Origin of the sequence: Bradyrhizobium sp. UNPA324, assembly GCF_006658635.1 — a bacterium.
GTDB classification, from domain to species: Bacteria; Pseudomonadota; Alphaproteobacteria; order Rhizobiales; family Xanthobacteraceae; genus Bradyrhizobium; species Bradyrhizobium nanningense.
Genome location: NZ_LFJD01000004.1, coordinates 3,387,008 through 3,406,596, shown reverse-complemented (window position 1 = coordinate 3,406,596; position 19,589 = coordinate 3,387,008). Strand labels below are relative to the sequence as shown.

Below are 19,589 nucleotides of genomic sequence, written 5' to 3'. Positions count from 1 at the left end.
CGTTCCGCGTCTGTTGGCTCAAGCCGCTCTCGTGCCCGGGACGCAGCGCAGCGCGGAGCGGTGCGCTGCTGAGCCGGGGCCCATCTCTCGGCATCTTGCGGTGTTGCTTTCTGGGTCCCGGCTCTGCGCAGCAGCGCCATAAGCGCTGCAGCGCGTCCGGGACACGAGAGAGATTGCAATGACCCGCACGATCAGCGTAACCAGCGGCATGGCTCAGCCTCCGCAAACTCCTCCCGCCCTGTTTGATCGTGCCTTGCTGCATGCGCGGCAGCGGCGCGCACAGGCGCAGGGCGCCGTGAGCTTCCTGCTCGATCGTGTTGCCGAGGACATGTCCGACCGGCTGGCCGCGGTGATGCGCGAGTTTCACGCGCCGATCGATCTTTGGACGCCAGGCGAAGGTCTCGCGACCCTGCGTGCGCGGCTTCCGTCCAGCGCGCACATCGCGCTCGATGCGGCGGGTGCAGAAGAGCTGCCCTTTGCGCCGGAAAGCCTCGATCTCGTTGTCTCGGCGCTGGCGCTGCAATTCGTCAACGACCTGCCGGGCGTGCTGGCGCAAATCCGTCGCGCGCTGAAGCCGGACGGGCTGCTGCTCGCCGCGATGATCGGCGGCGACAGTCTGACCGAACTGCGGCAAGCTTTCGCCGCGGCCGAGGCCGAATGCGAGGGCGGCGTCTCGCCGCGCGTGGCGCCGTTTGCGGACTTGCGTGACATCGGAGCGCTGTTGCAGCGGACGGGCTTTGCGCTGCCGGTCACCGATGTCGATCGCGTCGTGGTGCGTTACGCCAATGCGTTCGCCTTGATGCAGGATCTTCGTCGCATGGGCGCCGCCAACGTGCTGATCGAACGGCGGCGCTCACCGTCGCGGCGCGCAACGCTGCTGCGGATGGCAGAAATCTACACTGAGCGCTTTGCCGATGCCGATGGCCGCATCCCTGCGACGTTCGACATCATCTGGCTCTCCGGCTGGGCCCCGCATGCGAGCCAGCAGCAGCCGCTGAAGCCGGGATCGGCGAAAGCGAGTCTCGCGGAAGCGGTGAAGAAGGCGGGAGAGAAGTGACGTGTGACCCGGACGCGCTGCAGCGTTCTTACGCTGCTGCGCAGAACCGGGATCCAGTCTGCGGTGAGCATGGGCCCCGGCTCAGCAGCGCACCGCAAGGGCGCTGCGCTGCGTCCGGGGCACGGCAACTCACATCAGCAAATCGATCAGATGCGGGATCAGCGGAATGTCCGCAGGCGGCATCGGGTAGTCGCGCAGCTTGTTGGCGCGGACCCAGGCCAGGGTCTGGCCCTCGCGCGCGGCCACCATCCCTTCCCAGCGCCGGCAGATGTAGAGCGGCATCAGCAGATGGAACGTCTCGTAGGCGTAGCTCGCGAAGGTCAGCGGCGCGAGGCACGGCTCGGCGACAATGATGCCGAGCTCCTCGTGCAGCTCGCGGATCAGGCTCTGCTCCGGCCGCTCGCCGGGCTCACACTTGCCGCCGGGAAATTCCCAGAGGCCGGCCAGCGCCTTGCCCTCCGGGCGCTGCGCGATCAGAACGCGCTTGTCGGCATCTACAAGCGCGCAGGCCACCACCAGTGTCAGTTTGAGATCGGCCATGCCTGAGCTTACGACCTGTAGTCCCCGTTGATCGCGACATATTCCTTGGTGAGATCGCAAGTCAGCACGCGGTCGCGGCCTTTGCCGAGGCCGAGCGAGACCAGAATCGCGATCTCCGGCGCCTTCATCGCTTCCGACACCTGGGCCTCGTCATAGGACGGATCGCGTGCACCGCTCTTGGCGACGCGGATGCCGTTGAACGAGATCGAGAGCTTGTCGCGATCGGCCGGCTCGCCGGCCTTGCCCACCGCCATCACCACGCGGCCCCAATTGGCGTCCTCGCCGGCGATCGCGGTCTTGACCAGCGGCGAGTTGGCGATCGACATCGCGATCTTGCGCGCCGAGGCCTTGGTCTTGGCGCCCTCGACCGTGATTTCGACCAGCTTGCGCGCGCCTTCGCCGTCGCGGGCGACCTGTTCGGAGAGGTTGGCGAGCACCTGATTGAAGGCCTTGACGAAGGCTTTCAGGCGCGGATCGCTGGCGCGGCTGATCTTTGGTGCGCCGTGCTCGGCGGCAGCGCCGGTCGCGAAGGCCAGCAGCGTGTCAGAGGTCGAGGTATCGCCGTCGATCGTCACCGCGTTGAAGGTGTCCTCGACGCCGCTCTTGAGCAGTGCCTGCAAGGCCGCGGGCGCGATCGGCGCGTCGGTGAAGATGAAGGACAGCATCGTCGCCATGTCGGGGGCGATCATGCCGGCGCCCTTGGCCATGCCGTTGATGGTGACCTTGGCCTTGCCGAGCTTGACGGTCGCGGTCGCGACCTTGGGGAAGGTATCGGTGGTCATGATCGCCTTGGCAGCAGTGAGATAATCGCCGGGCGCGGCGGTCTCGGCGAGGCGGCCGAGCACGCCGTCGAACTTGGTCGCATCCAGCGGCTCGCCGATCACGCCGGTCGAGGCCAGGAAGATTTCACCCTCGCTGCAGCCGACCGCCTTGGCCGCGATCTTGGCGGTCAGCGCGGTGGAGGCGCGGCCAGTCTTGCCGGTGAAGGCATTGGCATTGCCGGAATTGACGACGAGGGCGCGCGCCTTGCCGCCCTTCAGCTTGGCGCGGCACCATTCCACCGGTGCGGAGGGGCATTTCGATTTGGTGAAGACGCCGGCGACCGCAGTGCCCTTGTCCATCACCGCCAGCAGCACATCGGTGCGGTTCTTGTAGCGGATGCCGGCCTCCGCCGTCGCCAGGCGGACGCCCGCGATCACGGGCATATCGGGAACGTGCTTCGGGGCGAGCGGGGAGACGGTTGAGGACATCGCGGGGCGCCTTGATGGGTTCTGAATATGCAGATGGCCGGACCATCAAGTGCGAAAACGTGTTTCGCACTTTTGGCCCGGCCATTGCGACGTTAGATACTATCGGCGTCCGTGAAGTGACAGCGAATTCTTACTTCTTCGCCGGCGGCGCCATCTTGCTGTCGGACGGCTTGGCCGCGTCGGCCGGCTTCGCATCCTTCGACGCGTCCGCCGCTGGCTGGTCCAGCCGCTCGACCTTGGCCTCGGCGCGCAGCTTGGCGACGTATTCGGCCTGGGCCTTGCGGGTGACGTAGCTCTCGATCTGGGGCTTGACCTGCTCGAAATCCGGCGCCTTGCGGTTGCGCTTCTCCTCGACCTTGATGACGTGCCAGCCGAACTGCGACTTCACGGGGTCGGAGATCTTGCCGGGATCCAGCGTGAAGGCGACCGCCGAGAATTCCGGCACCATCTGCTCCTTGGTGAAGAAGCCGAGGTCGCCGCCGTCGGCCGAGCCCGGATCCTTGGACTTCTTCTTGGCGAGCTCGGCGAAATCGGCGCCCTTGTCGAGCTCGGCCTTGACCGCCTTGGCCTCGTCCTCGGTCTCGACCAGGATATGACGGGCGCGCACCTCCTGCTCGCCGGTGATCTGCTTGGAGGCCTCCTCATAGACCTTCTTCATGGCATCAGGGGTGGTGGCCGCCTTGCCCTCGCCTGCGAGCAGGCTGTCCATCAGCAGGCGGTTGCGGGCGAAGGCCAGGCGCTTCTTGAACTCCTCGCTGTCGGCGACCTTCTTGTCTTCGGCAGCCTTGCTGACGATTTTCATGTCGATCAGGAACGACAGGACGTTCTCGTCCTTGGTCGCCGGGTCCATCTGGGCGAGGCTCGGCCCGAGTTCCTCCTCGGCCATGGCAACGTCGCTCTTCTTGATTTCAGCGCCATTGACCTTCGCCAGCACCGGATCGTCGGCAGCCCGGCCGGGACCTGCGATCAGCGCCAGCGCAAGGCAGCCCACGAGGGCGGTGGCGAGGCCAAAGCGCAGGCCGGTTCTGGTTACCGGGAACGAGGTGGTCATGGAAAATCCTTATGTTGAAGCAGGGGGCTGCTCGAGCGGGGCGGACACTCGCCCAATTCAGGGGGGCTTGGCAACGCGAAAAGTCTGTCAAAATGATGAATTAGCCGCAATGCGCCCGCCGTTGACAAGGCCCTGACCGGGCCATATCTCTGCCCGGTCGCGACCATGGCGATGGCGTTTATTTTGCTGCGTTTTTGGCCGTTGAACCCAGACTTGCCCAATTCCCACCCATATGGCGGACGACCCCCGCAGTCCGGGCTCTGACGCCACGAGGCGTCACGGTGAGTTGATAGGCAGGCGGGGGACAACTTCTTGGGCCCAACGCGGTTGAATCGCGAACACAGGAACTAGGCATGATCGGCGCGCTCGCCCGCAAGTTTTTCGGCTCCGCCAACGACCGGCGGGTGAAGGGATATCAGTCCCGCGTCAACGCGATCAACGCGCTGGAGCCCGAGGTTTCCAAACTTTCCGACGAGGCGCTCAAGGCCCGCACCGCCGAGTTCAGGAAGCAGCTTGCCGAGGGCAAGACCCTCGACGACCTCCTTGTGCCCGCCTTCGCCACCGTGCGCGAAGCCGCCAAGCGCACGCTCGGCCAGCGCCATTTCGACGTCCAGCTGATCGGCGGCATGGTGCTGCACGAGGGCGATATCGCCGAGATGAAGACCGGCGAAGGCAAGACGCTGGTCGCCACGCTTGCAGTGTACCTCAACGCGCTCGCCGGCAAGGGCGTCCACGTCGTCACCGTCAACGACTACCTCGCCCGCCGCGACTCCGGCTGGATGGGCCAGATCTACGGCTTCCTCGGCATGACCACCGGCGTCATCGTGCACGGTCTCGACGATGCCGAGCGCAAGGCGGCCTATGCCTGCGACATCACCTACGGCACCAACAACGAATACGGCTTCGACTATCTTCGCGACAACATGAAGTACCGGCTCGAGGACATGGTCCAGCGGCCGCACTTCTTCGCCATCGTCGACGAGGTCGACTCCATCCTGATCGACGAAGCGCGCACGCCGCTGATCATCTCCGGCCCGCTCGACGACCGCTCCGACTTCTACAACACCATCGACGGCTTCCTGCCCAAGCTCGACAAGTCCGATTACGAGGTCGACGAGAAGCAGCGCACGGTGACGCTGACCGAAGCCGGCATGGAGAAGATCGAGACGCTGCTGCGCGATGCCGGCCAGCTCAAGGGCGAGTCGCTCTACGACGTCGAGAACGTCTCCGTCGTGCACCACATCAACCAGGCGCTGCGCGCCCACACGCTGTTCACCCGCGACAAGGACTACATCGTCCGCGACGACGAGGTCGTCATCATCGACGAGTTCACCGGCCGCATGATGCCGGGCCGCCGCTATTCGGAAGGCCTGCACCAGGCTCTGGAGGCCAAGGAGCACGTCCAGGTCCAGCCCGAGAACCAGACGCTGGCCTCGATCACCTTCCAGAACTACTTCCGCATGTACGAGAAGCTTGCCGGCATGACCGGCACGGCCGCGACCGAAGCGGACGAGCTGTTCGACATCTACAAGCTCGAGGTCGTGGAGATCCCGACCAATCTGTCGATCGCGCGCCTCGACGAGGACGATGAGGTCTATCGCACCCAGAAGGAAAAATACCAGGCGATCCTCGCCGAGATCGAACGCGCCAATTCACGGCTACAGCCGGTTCTGGTCGGCACGGCCTCGATCGAAAAGTCGGAAGTGCTCGCCGAATTCCTCAAATCGAACGGTTACAAGCAGATCGACTTCGGCAAGGAGCACGCCCTCGACAAGCTCTATGCGGCGGCCCGCGCCGGCAAGCCGGCCAAGCTGTTCGCCGTGCTGAACGCGCGCTTCCACGAGCAGGAAGCCTATATCGTCGCGGAAGCCGGCGTGCCCGGCGCGATCACGATCGCGACCAACATGGCCGGCCGCGGTACCGACATCAAGCTCGGCGGCTCGCTGGAAATGCGCATCCAGCAGGAGACGGTCGGTATCGAGGACGAGGCCGAGAAGGCCAAGAAGATCGAGCAGATCAAGGCCGACATCGAGACCTTCCGCAATATCGTGCTGAAGGCCGAGGAGACCGTCGAGATCGAGCCGGCGAAGGGGAGCAAGCCCGCCAAGACCGTGAAGAAGCCGGGTGGTCTCTACATCATCGGCTCCGAGCGTCACGAATCCCGCCGCATCGACAACCAGCTGCGCGGCCGCTCCGGCCGTCAGGGCGACCCCGGCCGCTCGAAGTTCTTCCTCTCGCTGGAAGACGATCTGATGCGCATCTTCGGCTCGGATCGGCTCGACAGCATGCTGCAGCGTCTCGGCCTGCAAGAGGGTGAGGCCATCATCCATCCCTGGATCAACAAGGCGCTGGAGAAGGCGCAGCAGAAGGTCGAGGCGCGCAACTTCGACATCCGCAAGAACCTGCTCAAGTTCGACAACGTCCAGAACGATCAGCGCAAGGTGATCTTCGACCAGCGCGTCGAGTTGATGAAGGACGAGAGCGTCGCCGAGACCGTCGCCGACATGCGCCACGCCTTCATCGACGACCTCGTCGCCAAGCACGTGCCCGAGCATGCCTATGCCGAGCAGTGGGACACGGCCGGCCTGAAGGAAGAGCTGAAGCGCGTGCTCGATCTCGACCTGCCGGTCGACGAATGGGCCAAGGAAGAGGGCATCGCCGACGAGGAGTTGCTCAATCGCATCGAGACCAGGGCCGACGAGCACATGGCGGCCAAGGTGGCGCAATGGGGTCCCGACGTGATGCGTTACGTCGAGAAGACCATCCTCTTGCAGACCCTCGACCATCTCTGGCGCGAGCATCTGATCATGCTCGACCATCTGCGCCAGGTCATCGGCCTGCGCGGTTACGGCCAGCGTGATCCCTTGCAGGAGTACAAGACCGAGGCCTTCAATCTCTTCCAGGAGATGAGCGCTCACTTGCGCGAGGCCGTCACGGCTCAGCTGATGCGCGTCGAGATCGTCCCGCCGGAGCAGGAAGCTCCCGTCCTGCCGCCGATGGAAGCGCACAAGTTCGATCCGAACACCGGCGAGGACGAGATGGCGCTCGCGAGCGTCACGCTCGGCGCCCAGGCCACCGACGCCGCGCTGCGCGACCCGAAGAACCCGACAAGCTGGGGCAAGGTCGGCCGCAACGAGGATTGTCCCTGCGGCTCGGGCAAGAAGTACAAGCACTGCCACGGGCGGTATGCGTAGCGGCTAGTTTCGGGCTTCATCCGCGCGTGAGGCGTGATGCTCGCGCCTCGTTCTCGACTGTCGTCGCCCGGCTTGACCGGGCGACCCAGTACGCCGCGGCCTCTCGATTCCATCACAACCGTCTCTGGAATACTGGATCGCCCGATTGAATCGGGCGATGACAGTTGAGAGTGAGGCGGGCAATGCCCCCGCGCCGTCGTCCCTGCGAACGCAGGGACCCATACCGCGGAATCTATCGGCGGCGCGCAGTCGTCGTACTGCGCGAGACACCCGCAACTACTGGTCTTTGAAACAACCACGTCCTGTGGTTATGGGTCCCGGCGTTCGCCGGGACGACAGTCTTTGTTGGGTTGGCTGTATCGCGCCCCTCGTGAAACGCGCCACCCCCTCAATTCGAGCTGTCGATCAAGCTCTCCAGCAGCCGCTTCAATTCGCTGGTCGACTTGTCGCCATAGCTCTCCAGGATGTGCTCCTCCTGGTCGACCGCGAGTGAGTTGAGCCTCTTGCTCAACATCTTGCCGCGGTCGGAGATGAACATCAGGACCTTGCGGCGGTCGTTCGGGTCCTGCACGCGGTAGACCAGCGTGTCCGAGACCATGCGGTCGATCATCTTGGTCAGCGTCGGATGATTGAGCAGCACGGCCTCTGCGAGCTCGCCCATCGAATGGCCGTTGCCATCCGACAGCACTTTCAGGATACGCCATTGCTCGACGGGAACCCCTTCCTTGCTCAACCGCAGTTCGAGCTGCCGGTTGATCTCCCGGTTGGCTTGCGCGAGCAGGTAGGCGAGGTGTTCGGTGATCGGGATGTTTGCTTTGGTCGGTTTTGCCACGGCTAAGACTTCGTCTTGACCCAATTGAGTGAATGTCTTGCAATCAATGCTGCATCTATATGCACTTCAATTGTTGAATATTCAATATTTTCAAAATAGGATCATTGCCCAACAAAGGGGCGGAAGCCGCGGCCGCCCGCAGAATGTGCTTTCAGGTCTGGTCCCAGACAGGAGTTGGCGTGCGCGCGACGGTGAACTTCCCGGCTCACGGCGGCTCGGCGTTGCCGCCGTCTTTGCTGTTCAGGAATCTGTCGTCATCGGCAGCTGGCGGTGCGTTGTCGCCGAACGATCACGCCTTGTTCAAGCGGCGCGGCGCCAACAAGCTCCGTATCGGCGGCTTCATCTGCTGCACCGGCTCGCCCGGCGTCTGGGGTCCCTGCGCCACCAACAGCGCGCAGCTCGCGGTTGCCGAGATCAACAAGCGCGGCGGCATCCTCGGCCGCGAGATCGAGCTGTCCATCTACGACGCCGGCGGGCCGCTGGATGAGGTCCTGGACCGCGCCGAGCAGGCAATCGCGTTCGACGAGGTCGATCTCATCGTCGGCTTGCACACCAGCGCGGTTCGCGTCGGCTTGCGCGACGTCACCACGCGCCATCGCATCCCCTACATCTATACGCCGGTCTACGAAGGCGGCGAGCGCACCCCTGGCGTGATGGCGATCGGCGAGACGCCGCGCTGGCAGAGCCGCCCCGCCATCCACTGGCTCGCCGACGTCAAGAAGGCCAAGCGCTGGTACCTGATCGGCAGCGACTATGTCTGGCCCTGGCAATCGCACCGCGCGGTCAAGAACTACATCAGGGAAACCGGCGGCCACGTCGTCGGCGAAGAATTCGTTCCCCTCGGCGAGGACAATCACGAGCCGCATCTGGCGCGAATCCACGCCGCAAGGCCCGACGTCGTGCTGATCTCGCTGATCGGCACCGACAGCATCACCTTCAACCGCGCCTTCGGTGAATGCGGGCTTGGCGCCACGACACTGCGGCTCGCAGGCGCGATGGACGAGACGGTGCTGCTCGGCATCGGCGCCGACAACAGCGAGAACATGTTCTGCGCCTCGGGCTATTTCACCGGCACCGGCGCGCGCGCCAACGACGACTTCCAGAGCCGCTATCACGCGATGTTCGGGCCGAATGCGCCGCCGATCGGCTCGGTCGGACAGTCCAGCTACGAAGGCCTGCGGTTTCTCGAAGCCGTCGCGAACAAGGCCGGCTCGCTCTCGATGCGGCCGATGCTCGCGGCCGGCCGCAACATCGTCTACAGCGGCGCGCGCGGTCCGGTCGCCATCCGCAACGGGCACGCGCGGATGCCGATGCATCTCGCCGAGGCCGACGGTCTCGATTTCAAGCTGATCAAGCCGCTCTGACCTCGCCGCGGCCACCCATGCGGGCGGAGGTGCAAAATAATACTTGAAAAGGAAAATATTTCCGTTTTGAATGTTTCGGCCGGGCCGATGCGCTCGTGGCGCAAAACGCGGCCGCACGCCCAAAGGACTGATCCAAACTCCAGGAGAGCGCCGTGACAGTTGTCCTTCCCACGCCAGCCCAACTTCGCAGTGTCGCCGAGCAGTGCGGCCTTTCGCTCAGCGATGAGGACGTCGCCTCATTCCGCGGCCTGATGCAGGGCTCGATCGAGGCCTACAATCTCGTTGCCGCGATGCCGGACGAGGTGCCCGAGGTGAAATATCCGCGCACGCCGGGCCACCGGCCCTCGGCCGAAGAGAACCCGCGCAACGCCTGGTATCGCAAGTCGACCGTGAAAGGCGCCGCCAGCGGCAAGCTCAAGGGCAAGACCGTCGCGCTGAAGGACAACATCATGCTGGCCGGCGTTGCCATGACCAACGGCTCGTCGACGCTGGAAGGCTTTGTACCCGATTTCGACGCCACCATCGTCACGCGCATGCTGGATGCCGGCGCCGAGATCAAGGGCAAGGTGCATTGCGAGCACTTCTGCCTGTCCGGCGGCAGCCACACCGGCTCCTACGGGCCGGTGCACAATCCGCACAAGATGGGCTACTCGGCCGGCGGCTCGTCGTCAGGCTCGGGCGTCGTGGTCTCGCTCGGCGAGGTCGACATGGCGATCGGCGGCGATCAGGGCGGATCTATCCGCATGCCCTCCTCGTTTTGCGGCGTCTACGGCATGAAGCCGACCTGGGGCCTCGTCCCCTATACCGGCATCATGCCGATCGAGATCTATGTCGACCATACCGGCCCGATGACGGCGACAGTCGCCGACAACGCGCTGCTGCTCGAAGTGCTCGCCGGCGACGACGGCTACGATCCGCGCATCAAGGCGCCGAAGGTCGAGGAGTACACCAAGGCGCTCGGCCAGGGTGTCAAGGGCATGAAGATCGGCATCCTCAAGGAAGGTTTTGAGCAGCCGGTCGCAGAGGCTGCTGTGAATGAAAGCGTGCGCGAGGCCGCAAAGCGCTTCAGGGATCTCGGCGCCACCGTCGAAACCGTCTCGATTCCGATGCACCTGTTGGGCGGCGCGATCTGGACCCCGATCGGCACCGAAGGCCTGACCCAGACCATGATGTTCGGCGACGGCTACGGCCTCAGCCGCGGCGATCTCTATTCGACCTCGCTGATGGATTTCCATCGCGGCTGGCGCCGGCAGGCGGATTCGCTGTCCGAGACCACGAAGCTCTTCATGATGCTCGGCACCTACATCAACAACAATTTCGGCCCGCGCTTCTACGGCAAGGCACTCAACATCTCGCGCCGCCTGACCGCCGCCTACGACAAGGCGTTCAGCGATTACGATCTGCTGTTGATGCCGACCACGCCGATGAAGGCGACGAAGCTGCCTGAGCCCAATGCCAGCCGCGAGGAATACGTCGCCCGCGCGCTGGAGATGATCTCCAACACCGCGCCGTTCGACATCACCCATCACCCCGCGATGTCGCTGCCCTGCGGCATGGTCGATGGCCTGCCAGTCGGCCTGATGCTGGTCGGCCGCATGTTCGAGGAATCCACCATCTACCGCGCCGCGCATGCTTTCGAGCAGATCGGCGACTGGAAGAAGATGTGAGCGGGGCGTTGATGCAGGCTCTAACGCATGGCTAACGCGTTCGTCGCAGCGTTCGAGATCCTGAGCTTCGGCGCGATCATCGTCCTGATCGTGCTGGGGCTCGGGATCATCGCCAGCATGATGGGCATCTTCAATTTCGCGCAGGGCGAGTTCGTCCTGCTCGGGGCCTACGTCACCTATCTCGCCTACGCCAAGGGCCTGCCGATTTGGGCCGGCATGGTCGCCGCGCCCTTCCTGGTCGGCGGGCTCGGTTTCGTGCTGGAGGCCCTGATCATCCGCCGCTTCTACGCCGCGCCGATCGTCGCCATGCTCGGCACCTATGCGCTCGGCCTCATCATCCGCGAATCCGTGCGCGGGCTGATCGGCGGCTTCTATCTCACCGTGCCCGAGCCGATCGGCGGCTCCATCGACATCGGCGCCATGCACATCTCGGCCTGGCGCTTCACCATCATCGTCATCACGCTCTTGGTGATGGGTGGCTGCTATCTGCTGCTGTCGCGCACCAGCTTCGGCCTGCGTGTGAGGGCGACGCTGGAGAATCCATCGCTCGCCCGCGCCTCGGGCATCTCCACGCCGCTGATCTACGGCGCCACCTTCGCCTTCGGCGCGGCGCTCGCTGGCCTTGCCGGCGCGCTGATCGTGCCGGTCTTCAGCCTGTTTGCCGATCTCGGCCTGCGCTTCCTGATCCAGGGCTTCGTTGCGGTCATGGTCGGCGGTGTCGGCTCCTTCATCGGGCCGGTCGCGGGCGCCGGCGTCATCGGCACGCTCAGCGCGGCGCTGCCATGGGTGATGGCGCCCGTCGTCGCCGACGTCCTCGTCTTCGTGCTCGCCATTGTCTTCATCAAATTCCGCCCGCAGGGTCTCATCGCTGGAAAAGGGGTTTAGTCATGTTCGATCGCACTCAGCTCTCACGCCGCCGCTTTCTTTCCAATTTCGCCTTCGCGTCCGGTGCGGTCGCAACCGGTGTCGGCAGCTGGGTGATCCCCGCGCCCTGGGCCAACGCGGCCGAGGCTCCGATCAAGGTCGGCATCGCCACCGACCTCACCGGCCCGATCGCCTATGCCGGCAATGCCGACGCCAATGTCGCCAAGATGGTGATCAAGGAGATCAACGCCTCAGGCGGTCTGCTCGGCCGTCCGCTCGAGCTCTACATCGAGGATACCGCCTCGAACGAATCCGTCGCCGTCGGCAATGTCCGCAAGCTGATCCAGCGCGACAAGGTCGACATGGTGCTCGGCGGCATCACCTCGTCGATGCGCAACGCGATCAAGGATCCGATCGTGGCGCGCGGCAAGACGCTCTACATCTATCCGCAGCTCTACGAGGGCAAGGAGTGCACGCCCTATCTGTTCTGCACCGGGCCGACCCCGGCTCAGCAATGCGATGAGTTCATCCCCTGGCTGATCAAGAACGGCGGCAAGAGGTTCGCGCTGCCCAGCGCCAATTACGTCTGGCCGCACACGCTCAACGTCTATGCCCGCAAGGTGATCGAGGCGAACGGCGGCGAGGTCGTGTTCGAGGAATACTATCCGCTCGACCAGGTCGACTTCTCCGCGACGGTCAACCGCATCATCTCCAACAAGGTCGATGTCGTCTTCAACACCGTCATCCCGCCGGGCGTCGGTCCGTTCTTCAAGCAGCTCTATGAAGCCGGCTTCCTCAAGAACGGCGGGCGCCTCGCCTGCGTCTACTATGACGAGAACACGCTCAACATCAATCAGGCCGCGGAAATCGAGGGTCTTGCCAGCTGCCTCGACTATTTCAAGGTGCTGACCAAGGAGAACCCGTTCGACGCAAAAATCCAGGCGGCCTACGAGAAGGACTTTCCGGGTAACTTCCTGTTCGCCGCCGGCAGCGCTGCGACCGGCACCTATCGCGGTCTGAAGCTATGGGAGGCCGCGGTGAAGGAAGCCGGCAAGATCGACCGCGAATCGGTTGCCGCCGCGCTCGACCACGCCAAGATCGCCGAAGGTCCCGGCGGACCGGCCGAGATGGTGCCGGGCAAGCGGCACTGCAAGATGAAGATGTACACCGCCGTCGCCAAGGGCGGGAACTACGAGATCGTCGCGCGCAGCGAGGGTCTGGTCGATCCCAAGGAATGCTGAAATGGAATGCTGAGGCGGAATGTTGAAGCCGATGAGTGTGGTACGACAGGCCATCGTCGCCGATGCAGGCGACGAAATGGACGGTGCGATGGCTGAAGGCGCGGCGGCGGGACCAGCCAAGGACCGCGTCAAGGCAGGGCGAAAAGTCCTGCCGATCGTGGAGGGCGTCGTGCTCGTCGCGGCGCTGCTCGCGCCGCTGGTGCTGCAGGACTATCTCACGGTGTTCGCAACGCGCGTGATCATCCTGGCGCTGTTCGCGCTGTCGTTCGACCTGGTCTGGGGCTATGCCGGCATCATGAGCTTCGGCCAGGCCCTGTTCTTCGGCTCGGCCGGCTATGGCGTGGCGCTGCTCGCGCGCGATCTCGACATCACCAACATCTTGCTGGTGCTGCCGGCGGGAACGCTGATCGGCCTCACCTTTGCGCTGCTGCTGGGCGGCTTCCTGCTGCTGGGCCGGCATCCCTCCAGCGTGATCTTCGTCTCGCTCGGTACGCTCACCGGTTCCTACGCCGCCGATCGGCTGGCGCGCGGCTGGTATTATCTCGGCGGCCAGAACGGCATCCCCTCGATCGCGCCGATGACGCTCGGCGGTTACGAGTTCACGGAAGGGCCGGCGTTCTATTATCTCGTGCTCGGCATTCTCGTCGTCGTCTACCTGCTCTGCCGCTTCCTGGTGCGCTCGCAGTTCGGTCTCGCGCTCGCGGGCTTGCGCGAAAACGAGCAGCGCATCGCCTTCTTCGGCTACAAGGCGCAGCACCTGAAAGCGATCATCTTCACCGTCGGCGGCGGCGTCGCCGGGCTTGCCGGCAGCCTCTATGCCTTCCACGAAGGTTTCGTCTGGCCCAATATGGTCGGCGTCGTCGTCTCGACGCAAGTGGTGCTCTACGTGTTGTTCGGCGGCTCCGGCACGCTGATCGGCGCCGTCATCGGCGCCGTGATCGTCGAGGGCGTCAGCTTCTGGCTGTCGGACAATTACCGCGACATCTGGCCGATCATTTTGGGATTGCTGCTGCTGCTTGTGATTCTGTTCCGGCCGCTCGGTCTCATCAGCTTCGTGCTGGGCGAACGCGAGCGGGTCGGCAGCTTCGGTGCCGGGCAAAAGGAGACGCGCGATGCTCCTTGAAGCCGCCGGCATCAAGAAGATCTTCGGCAAGCTCACCGCGCTCGACGATGCCGCGCTCAGCGTCGGCGAGAACGAGTTTCACGGCCTGATCGGCCCGAACGGCTCCGGCAAGAGTACGTTGATGAAATGCATCGCCGGCGCCGAAGTGCCGACGCAGGGCAAAGTCGCCTTCGTCAACACCGACATCACCGCGTTCACACCGACCGAGCGCGCGCGGGCCGGCATGAGCCTGAAATTCCAGATCACATCCGTGCTGCCGTCGTTGACGCTGTACGACAACATCCTGCTGGCGTTGCAGGCCCATTGCTCGCTGTTCGACCTGGTGTTCTCGCGCACGCGGGACGCGCTGCACGACCAGGTCATGGACATGCTGAGGCAGTTCCGCCTGGCCGACCGCGCCTTCGATGCGGCGGCGGCGCTGTCGCACGGCCAGCAGCAATGGCTGGAGATCGCGATGGCGCTCGCGGGCAAGCCGAAATTGCTGCTGCTGGACGAGCCGACCGGCGGCATGAGCCTGGAGGAGCGCCGCGTCACCGGCGAGCTGCTCCAGCCGATCAAGCAGCACTGCTCCCTGGTCATCGTCGAGCACGACCTCGATTTCATCCGAGACATCTGCGACCGCCTCACCGTGCTCGACCAGGGCAGGGTGCTGGCGTCAGGCACCGTGTCGGAGATCCAGGCCAACACGTCCGTCCAGGAGATCTATCTGCGCCGTGCCTGAGCAACAATTTCTCAACATCAGCCATCTCGATGCCGGCTATGGCCGCAGCCAGGTGCTGTTCGACGTCAACCTCGGCATTCCCTGGCGCGGCGGCGTCGCTGTGCTCGGCCGCAACGGCGCCGGCAAGACCACGCTGATGAAGACCATCGTCGGCGAGCTGCCGGCGTGGAAGGGCGAGGTCGCCTTCGACGGCCGCGACATCAGCCGCCGCGCCACCCAGGAGCGCGTCCGCGCCGGGATCGGCTACGTGCCGCAGGAGCATTCGGTGTTCGCGCGCCTGTCGGTGCGCGACAATCTCGCGGTCGGCTCGCTCGCGAACAAGGATGCCTCCGCGGTCGACCGCGTGCTGACCATCTTCCCGAAACTCGGCCAGCGCCTCGACCAGTCCGCCGGCACGCTCTCCGGCGGCGAACGCAAGATGCTGGCGATCGGCCGCGCCATGCTGGGCGATCCCAAGCTGCTGCTGCTGGACGAGCCGACCGAAGGCGTCTGGATCGGCGTGATCGAGGAGATCACCGAGCGCCTGATCGAGCTCGCCAAGACCATCGCCGTCATCATCGTCGAGCAGCACCTCGACCTCGCCTTGCGCGTTGCCGATTACGCCTACGTGCTCGATCGCGGCCGCGTCGCGCTGCAGGGGGAGGCGGGCGAGGTGAGGGGCAATCCGGAGCTGATGCGATATCTGGCACCGTAACTCGAGCTTTCGTAGCCTGCATGAGCGAAGCGACATGCGGGGCGCTCGCGACATTCCCGGATATCGCTGCGCTCATCCGGGTTACGGGCTGTCGGTCATTTCACCCACTCGCAAACTTTGGCCGCGCATCCGCGCCGCGCCTGCCCGCACTCAGCCCACATTAACTTTCGGCGAAAGCAACATAGGATTCACAAATGTAAGTGCCGGAACAACGCCGGCGGGACTTCAGTCGCGATTGCATCATTTTCCCGATTGGCCAACGGCGGCCATGATCTAAGTTTTGGTTCAAAACTTGGTTGGGGGCTTACACGACATGCACGAACATCCCGGTCGAGCGGTTGACGCCGCTGTGCAGCTGCACGAGCATTTAGAACAGCTCTCCTCTCAATTGTCCGAATTGGAAAGCCTTCGCGCCCGCGTGCTTGAGGCGGAGCGGCGCGCACTCATCACTGAGGAGCGCGTTGCGGTCCATGGCTTCTCGCACCGCGAGGCGGGTGCGGCCGGCTGATCTGCGTTAGGGAAGAGCAAATCAGGCCCGGCAGTCGCAACCCTAGAAGACCACCGGGCCTGAGCGCTAGCCAATATCATCACGGCATTGAAACCCGGTCAGTTTTGCTGACACAGGGGCTCGGGTCTGTTCGCTTCCCGACGCTTGCCCGATCGGGAAAACACGGGTGCGTGCGGAACTGCGGCGGTGAGGTCTATGGATGCAAAAACTCTTTGGTGCGCCAGATCGCGACACGGTGGGCGACACACTGACCCCATAATATTGATTTAGTTCGACTTTTCGTCCTTGGCCCGTCTCTGCGCAGTGGTTTGACGGCTTTTGTCGCGCTCTTGTCGCGATTTCTGGCATCCCGCTCGGCAAGGTTGGGCTTGCTAGTGCAGCGGCGAGCCCATCTGCGAGGAAGGGCAATCACGCTGTTATGCTTGGCTTACTCCGGAAGCCGGGCGCCGCTCCTACTTCATCGCCCCAAAGCGGCTGTCGAACGAGTTCGACGACACCACCGGCGCCGCACCCGCCATCTGGCCGCTGTCAGCGGCACCATCCGACACCAACGGCTTCAGCCCCGGCCGCGTTGCGGCGAGGCGTGTGTCGGGCTTTGCCGGCTCGGCGGGCTTGGCGGCAGCAACGGCCGGCTTCGGCGCATCCTTCGCCGTATCCTTGGACTTGTCGTGCCCCGGCACGAACCGGGTCACGGCGGCTTTCAGCCTCGACGCCGCGGTCGTGGGTGTCGGGGTCGTGGCGGCCGGAGCGACGGACGCCGTGGCTTGCGGCGGCGGTGTGGTCGCCGTGGTGTCGGCGGTGCCCATGCCCATCTTGCGGCCGAGACTCGAGAAGAACCCGCTGGACTTTTCGGCAGGCTGGGCCGACGCGACGCGGGTGCTAGCCGCGGGCACGGCGACCACAGGCTCTTCCTGCGGCGCAGGCGCGGACGCCACCGCATCGAGATTCGGCTTCGGCGGATTGACGTGGCCCGGGATCGTGCCGGGCGCCTTGGCCATCGCCAGCATCTGCAGTGTGGTGCCTTCGGCACCCTCGGACAGGCCGGTCGAGCCTTCCGGAATCTTCGCGGCGAAGATCTTGTTCATGCCGCCGTCGATGCCGGTGTTCATGCGCGCCACCGGCGTGCCCTTGGCGACCAGCTTGGCGTATTCCGCCTCGTCCTTGGCTTGCTTCCCCCGCACGGCGGCGACGACGTCCTCGGGAATCACATAGGCCGGGCATTTTGCCGAGGCGTCGAACACCGGATCGCGCTTGGCATCCGCGGGCTTGGCCGCGTCGAAGACGTACTTCTTCTCGCAGAAATCGACCTTCGGCTCCTGCCGCGTCACCTCGAAATGATCATAGCCTTCCTTGATCATCTTCCAGAACGGCATGTTCGGATTGTTCCGGTGCTTGGCCATGTTCACCGGTGTCATCTTGAACGGATAGGCCTGCAGCTGGAACGCCTTCTGGCCGCCGAAGAAGGATTCGCGGCCCAAGGAATAGATCTCCGCGATCTGCTCGTCGGTCATCGCGTAGCAGCCGCGGGAGGAACAGTCGCCATGCACCATCAGCTGCGAGCCGGTGCGGCCCAGCGCCTTGTCGAACGCGTTCGGGTAGCCGGTGTTGAACGACAGGTAATAGGCCGACTGCGGATTCATCTGGCCCGGGTTGATCGAGTAGAATCCCTCCGGCGCCTGGCGGTCGCCTTCGCGCACCTTCGGTCCGAGGTCGCCCGACCAGCGGCAGATCGGATAGGTCTTGAGCAGCGCGAACTGGCCCGAGCGGGTTTGCTTCCAGACCTCGAGCTCCGCCTCCTGCTTGAACAGGCGGACCAGGATCGGCGATTGCAGATCCATATCCTTCTCGGCCATCGCGGCGAGTAGCTTCGGCGGCACCGGCTGATTGGCCTTGGCGTTGGTCGCGAGCGAGACCTGGTCGGTGTCGCAGCCGGCCAGCAGAACGCTGGCCGTCATCAGCGCAACCGAAGCCAAGAGCGCGCGAGCAAGCGAACGAGAAATCAAGATGGACCCCACACCGTGCCGGGCAGATAGCGCGAACCCCAATTCGTTTGGCGCATGATCCGACCGGACAACCGGACCCGTCGTGACGGGTTTTTTCAGCTCACGCCCCAGCGCTTATGCCCTGAAGCCATTGATTAAAATTCTAACCTCTGGGTCATGTGGTCGCAACCCGAGCGGGGATCACGAGGCCGTTGGCCCATCGGCATGGTCAACGAAGACTGAATGGACGCGACTTTGGACGGAACTTGGGACGGAACTTGGGCCTTTTGGGCCCATGGGGACAGAGATCGCCGATTTGGGCAAAAAAAGGGTTAATGCGGGGTTAGCGGAGGCCCACCTGGGAGATCTCGTAGGGTGGATTAGCCGAAGGCGTAATCCACCATTGTTGGCGTCCGCGGGGCAAAAGTGGTGGGTTACGCCGGCGCCTGCGCTTCGCGCAGACGCCGTCTAACCCACCCTACGAGACCAAAATCCGCCCGAATCAGCCCAGTTTCCGGCCGATATCGAGGAATTTCTGCCGCCGCTGCTTGCGGATGGCGTCGCCGTCCAGGCCCCGCAGCTCGTCGAAGGCTGTTGCGATGGCCTCGCCCGTGGTGGCGATCATCGCGGCGGGGTCGCGGTGGGCGCCGCCGACCGGCTCTTTCAGGATCTGGTCGATCACCCCGAAGCGGAGCATGTCCTGGGCGGTGATCTTCATGTTGTTGGCCGCTTCCTGCGCCTTGGTGCCGTCGCGCCAGAGGATCGAGGAGGCAGCTTCCGGCGAGATCACGCTATAGATCGCGTGCTCCAGCATCAGCACCTTGTTGGCGGTGGTGATCGCGATAGCGCCGCCCGACATGCCCTCGCCGGTAATGATCGCAACGTTGGGCACGGTCAGCGCAAGGCAGGCGTCGGTCGAGCGGGCGATGGCTTCGGCCTGGCCGCGCTCCTCGGCGCCGATGCCGGGATAGGCGCCGGCGGAATCGGCCAGCGACAGCACCGGCAGGCCGAACCGCTCGGCCATTTCCATCAGCCGCACGCATTTGCGATAGCCTTCGGGCCGCGCCATGCCGAAATTGTGCCGGATCCGGCTCTCGGTGGAATCGCCCTTCTCCTGGCCCATCACGCAGATCGGCTCGCCGCGGAAGCGGCCGAAGCCGGCGACCAGCGCCTCGTCCTCGCCGAACTTGCGGTCGCCGGCGAGCGGGGTGAATTCGGTGATCAGGCCCTTGATGAAGTCGTTGAAGTGCGGCCGCTGCGGATGCCGCGCCACCAGCATCTTCTGCCACGGTGACAGGTTCTGATAGAGGTCGGCCAGCGCCTGCGCCGCCTTGTCCTCGATCCGTCCGATCTCGTCAGAGATATCCGTGCCGGAGGCCGCGAGCGTCCTGAGCTCGTCGACCTTGGAGTCGAGCTCGGCGACGGGCTTTTCAAAGTCGAGATAGCTGCGCATCTGGTCTTGCATCAACTCAATATAGGGGGACGGGGCTTGAGAGCGAAG

The 19,589-nt window shown here is 64.5% G+C and carries 16 protein-coding genes; 10 read left to right on the top strand and 6 right to left on the bottom strand.

Going from position 1 to position 19,589, the window contains the following annotated elements; all coding sequences use genetic code 11:
* Positions 1-178: 178 nt before the first annotated feature.
* Positions 179-1,057 (top strand): methyltransferase domain-containing protein, encoded by an 879-nt coding sequence (locus tag UNPA324_RS16455; RefSeq protein ID WP_141935147.1) that lies wholly within the window; start codon positions 179-181, stop codon positions 1,055-1,057.
* A 129-nt stretch (positions 1,058-1,186) separates the two neighbouring features.
* Here the strand turns inward: UNPA324_RS16455 and UNPA324_RS16450 are convergent, their stop codons facing one another.
* The 3 genes from UNPA324_RS16450 to UNPA324_RS16440 all read right to left on the bottom strand — a co-directional run bounded on the left by UNPA324_RS16450 (position 1,187) and on the right by UNPA324_RS16440 (position 3,898).
* Complete coding sequence (locus UNPA324_RS16450; RefSeq protein ID WP_128919108.1) at positions 1,187-1,597, bottom strand: (deoxy)nucleoside triphosphate pyrophosphohydrolase; 411 nt, start codon at positions 1,595-1,597, stop codon at positions 1,187-1,189.
* A gap of 8 nt (positions 1,598-1,605) precedes the next feature.
* A complete protein-coding gene (gene argJ / locus UNPA324_RS16445) occupies positions 1,606-2,847 on the bottom strand; it encodes a bifunctional glutamate N-acetyltransferase/amino-acid acetyltransferase ArgJ (protein ID WP_141935146.1) in 1,242 nt (413 codons plus the stop codon).
* Between the two features lie 130 nt (positions 2,848-2,977).
* The gene (locus tag UNPA324_RS16440) at positions 2,978-3,898 is read right to left on the bottom strand and encodes a peptidylprolyl isomerase (RefSeq protein ID WP_128919110.1); all 921 of its coding nucleotides are present in this window, start codon (positions 3,896-3,898) and stop codon (positions 2,978-2,980) included.
* A 353-nt stretch (positions 3,899-4,251) separates the two neighbouring features.
* On the opposite strand from UNPA324_RS16440, the gene secA reads away from it, so the two are divergent.
* Positions 4,252-7,092, top strand: a complete 2,841-nt coding sequence (gene secA / locus UNPA324_RS16435; RefSeq protein WP_128919111.1) for a preprotein translocase subunit SecA — start codon at positions 4,252-4,254, stop codon at positions 7,090-7,092.
* Positions 7,093-7,480: 388 nt separating this feature from the next.
* Here secA and UNPA324_RS16430 read toward each other — a convergent pair whose 3' ends face one another.
* Positions 7,481-7,924 (bottom strand): MarR family winged helix-turn-helix transcriptional regulator, encoded by a 444-nt coding sequence (locus tag UNPA324_RS16430; RefSeq protein ID WP_141935145.1) that lies wholly within the window; start codon positions 7,922-7,924, stop codon positions 7,481-7,483.
* 179 nt (positions 7,925-8,103) lie between these two features.
* Between UNPA324_RS16430 and UNPA324_RS16425 the strand changes: the two genes are divergently transcribed.
* The 8 genes from UNPA324_RS16425 (at position 8,104) to UNPA324_RS16390 (ending at position 16,106) form a co-directional block, all read left to right on the top strand.
* Positions 8,104-9,288, top strand: a complete 1,185-nt coding sequence (locus UNPA324_RS16425; RefSeq protein ID WP_181769415.1) for a substrate-binding domain-containing protein — start codon at positions 8,104-8,106, stop codon at positions 9,286-9,288.
* 152 nt (positions 9,289-9,440) lie between these two features.
* Positions 9,441-10,955, top strand: a complete 1,515-nt coding sequence (locus UNPA324_RS16420; RefSeq protein WP_141935143.1) for an amidase — start codon at positions 9,441-9,443, stop codon at positions 10,953-10,955.
* Positions 10,956-10,982: 27 nt separating this feature from the next.
* Positions 10,983-11,840, top strand: a complete 858-nt coding sequence (locus UNPA324_RS16415) for a branched-chain amino acid ABC transporter permease (protein WP_128919114.1) — start codon at positions 10,983-10,985, stop codon at positions 11,838-11,840.
* Between the two features lie 2 nt (positions 11,841-11,842).
* The gene (locus UNPA324_RS16410; protein ID WP_128919115.1) at positions 11,843-13,060 is read left to right on the top strand and encodes a substrate-binding protein; all 1,218 of its coding nucleotides are present in this window, start codon (positions 11,843-11,845) and stop codon (positions 13,058-13,060) included.
* A gap of 19 nt (positions 13,061-13,079) precedes the next feature.
* Positions 13,080-14,183, top strand: a complete 1,104-nt coding sequence (locus tag UNPA324_RS16405) for a branched-chain amino acid ABC transporter permease (RefSeq protein WP_128919116.1) — start codon at positions 13,080-13,082, stop codon at positions 14,181-14,183.
* The gene (locus UNPA324_RS16400) at positions 14,173-14,904 is read left to right on the top strand and encodes an ABC transporter ATP-binding protein (RefSeq protein WP_128919117.1); all 732 of its coding nucleotides are present in this window, start codon (positions 14,173-14,175) and stop codon (positions 14,902-14,904) included. The genes UNPA324_RS16405 and UNPA324_RS16400 overlap by 11 nt, the downstream gene beginning before the upstream one ends.
* A complete protein-coding gene (locus UNPA324_RS16395) occupies positions 14,897-15,598 on the top strand; it encodes an ABC transporter ATP-binding protein (protein WP_128919118.1) in 702 nt (233 codons plus the stop codon). Before UNPA324_RS16400 ends, UNPA324_RS16395 begins: the two co-directional genes overlap by 8 nt.
* Positions 15,599-15,911: 313 nt before the next feature.
* Positions 15,912-16,106, top strand: coding sequence for a hypothetical protein (locus tag UNPA324_RS16390; RefSeq protein WP_128919119.1), 195 nt, complete (start codon positions 15,912-15,914; stop codon positions 16,104-16,106).
* A 452-nt stretch (positions 16,107-16,558) separates the two neighbouring features.
* Here the strand turns inward: UNPA324_RS16390 and UNPA324_RS16385 are convergent, their stop codons facing one another.
* A complete protein-coding gene (locus tag UNPA324_RS16385; protein ID WP_181769414.1) occupies positions 16,559-18,061 on the bottom strand; it encodes a L,D-transpeptidase family protein in 1,503 nt (500 codons plus the stop codon).
* Positions 18,062-18,590: 529 nt separating this feature from the next.
* On the bottom strand, positions 18,591-19,553 hold the full coding sequence (locus tag UNPA324_RS16380) for an acetyl-CoA carboxylase carboxyltransferase subunit alpha (protein ID WP_128919121.1): 963 nt from the start codon (positions 19,551-19,553) through the stop codon (positions 18,591-18,593).
* Positions 19,554-19,589 lie beyond the last annotated feature (36 nt).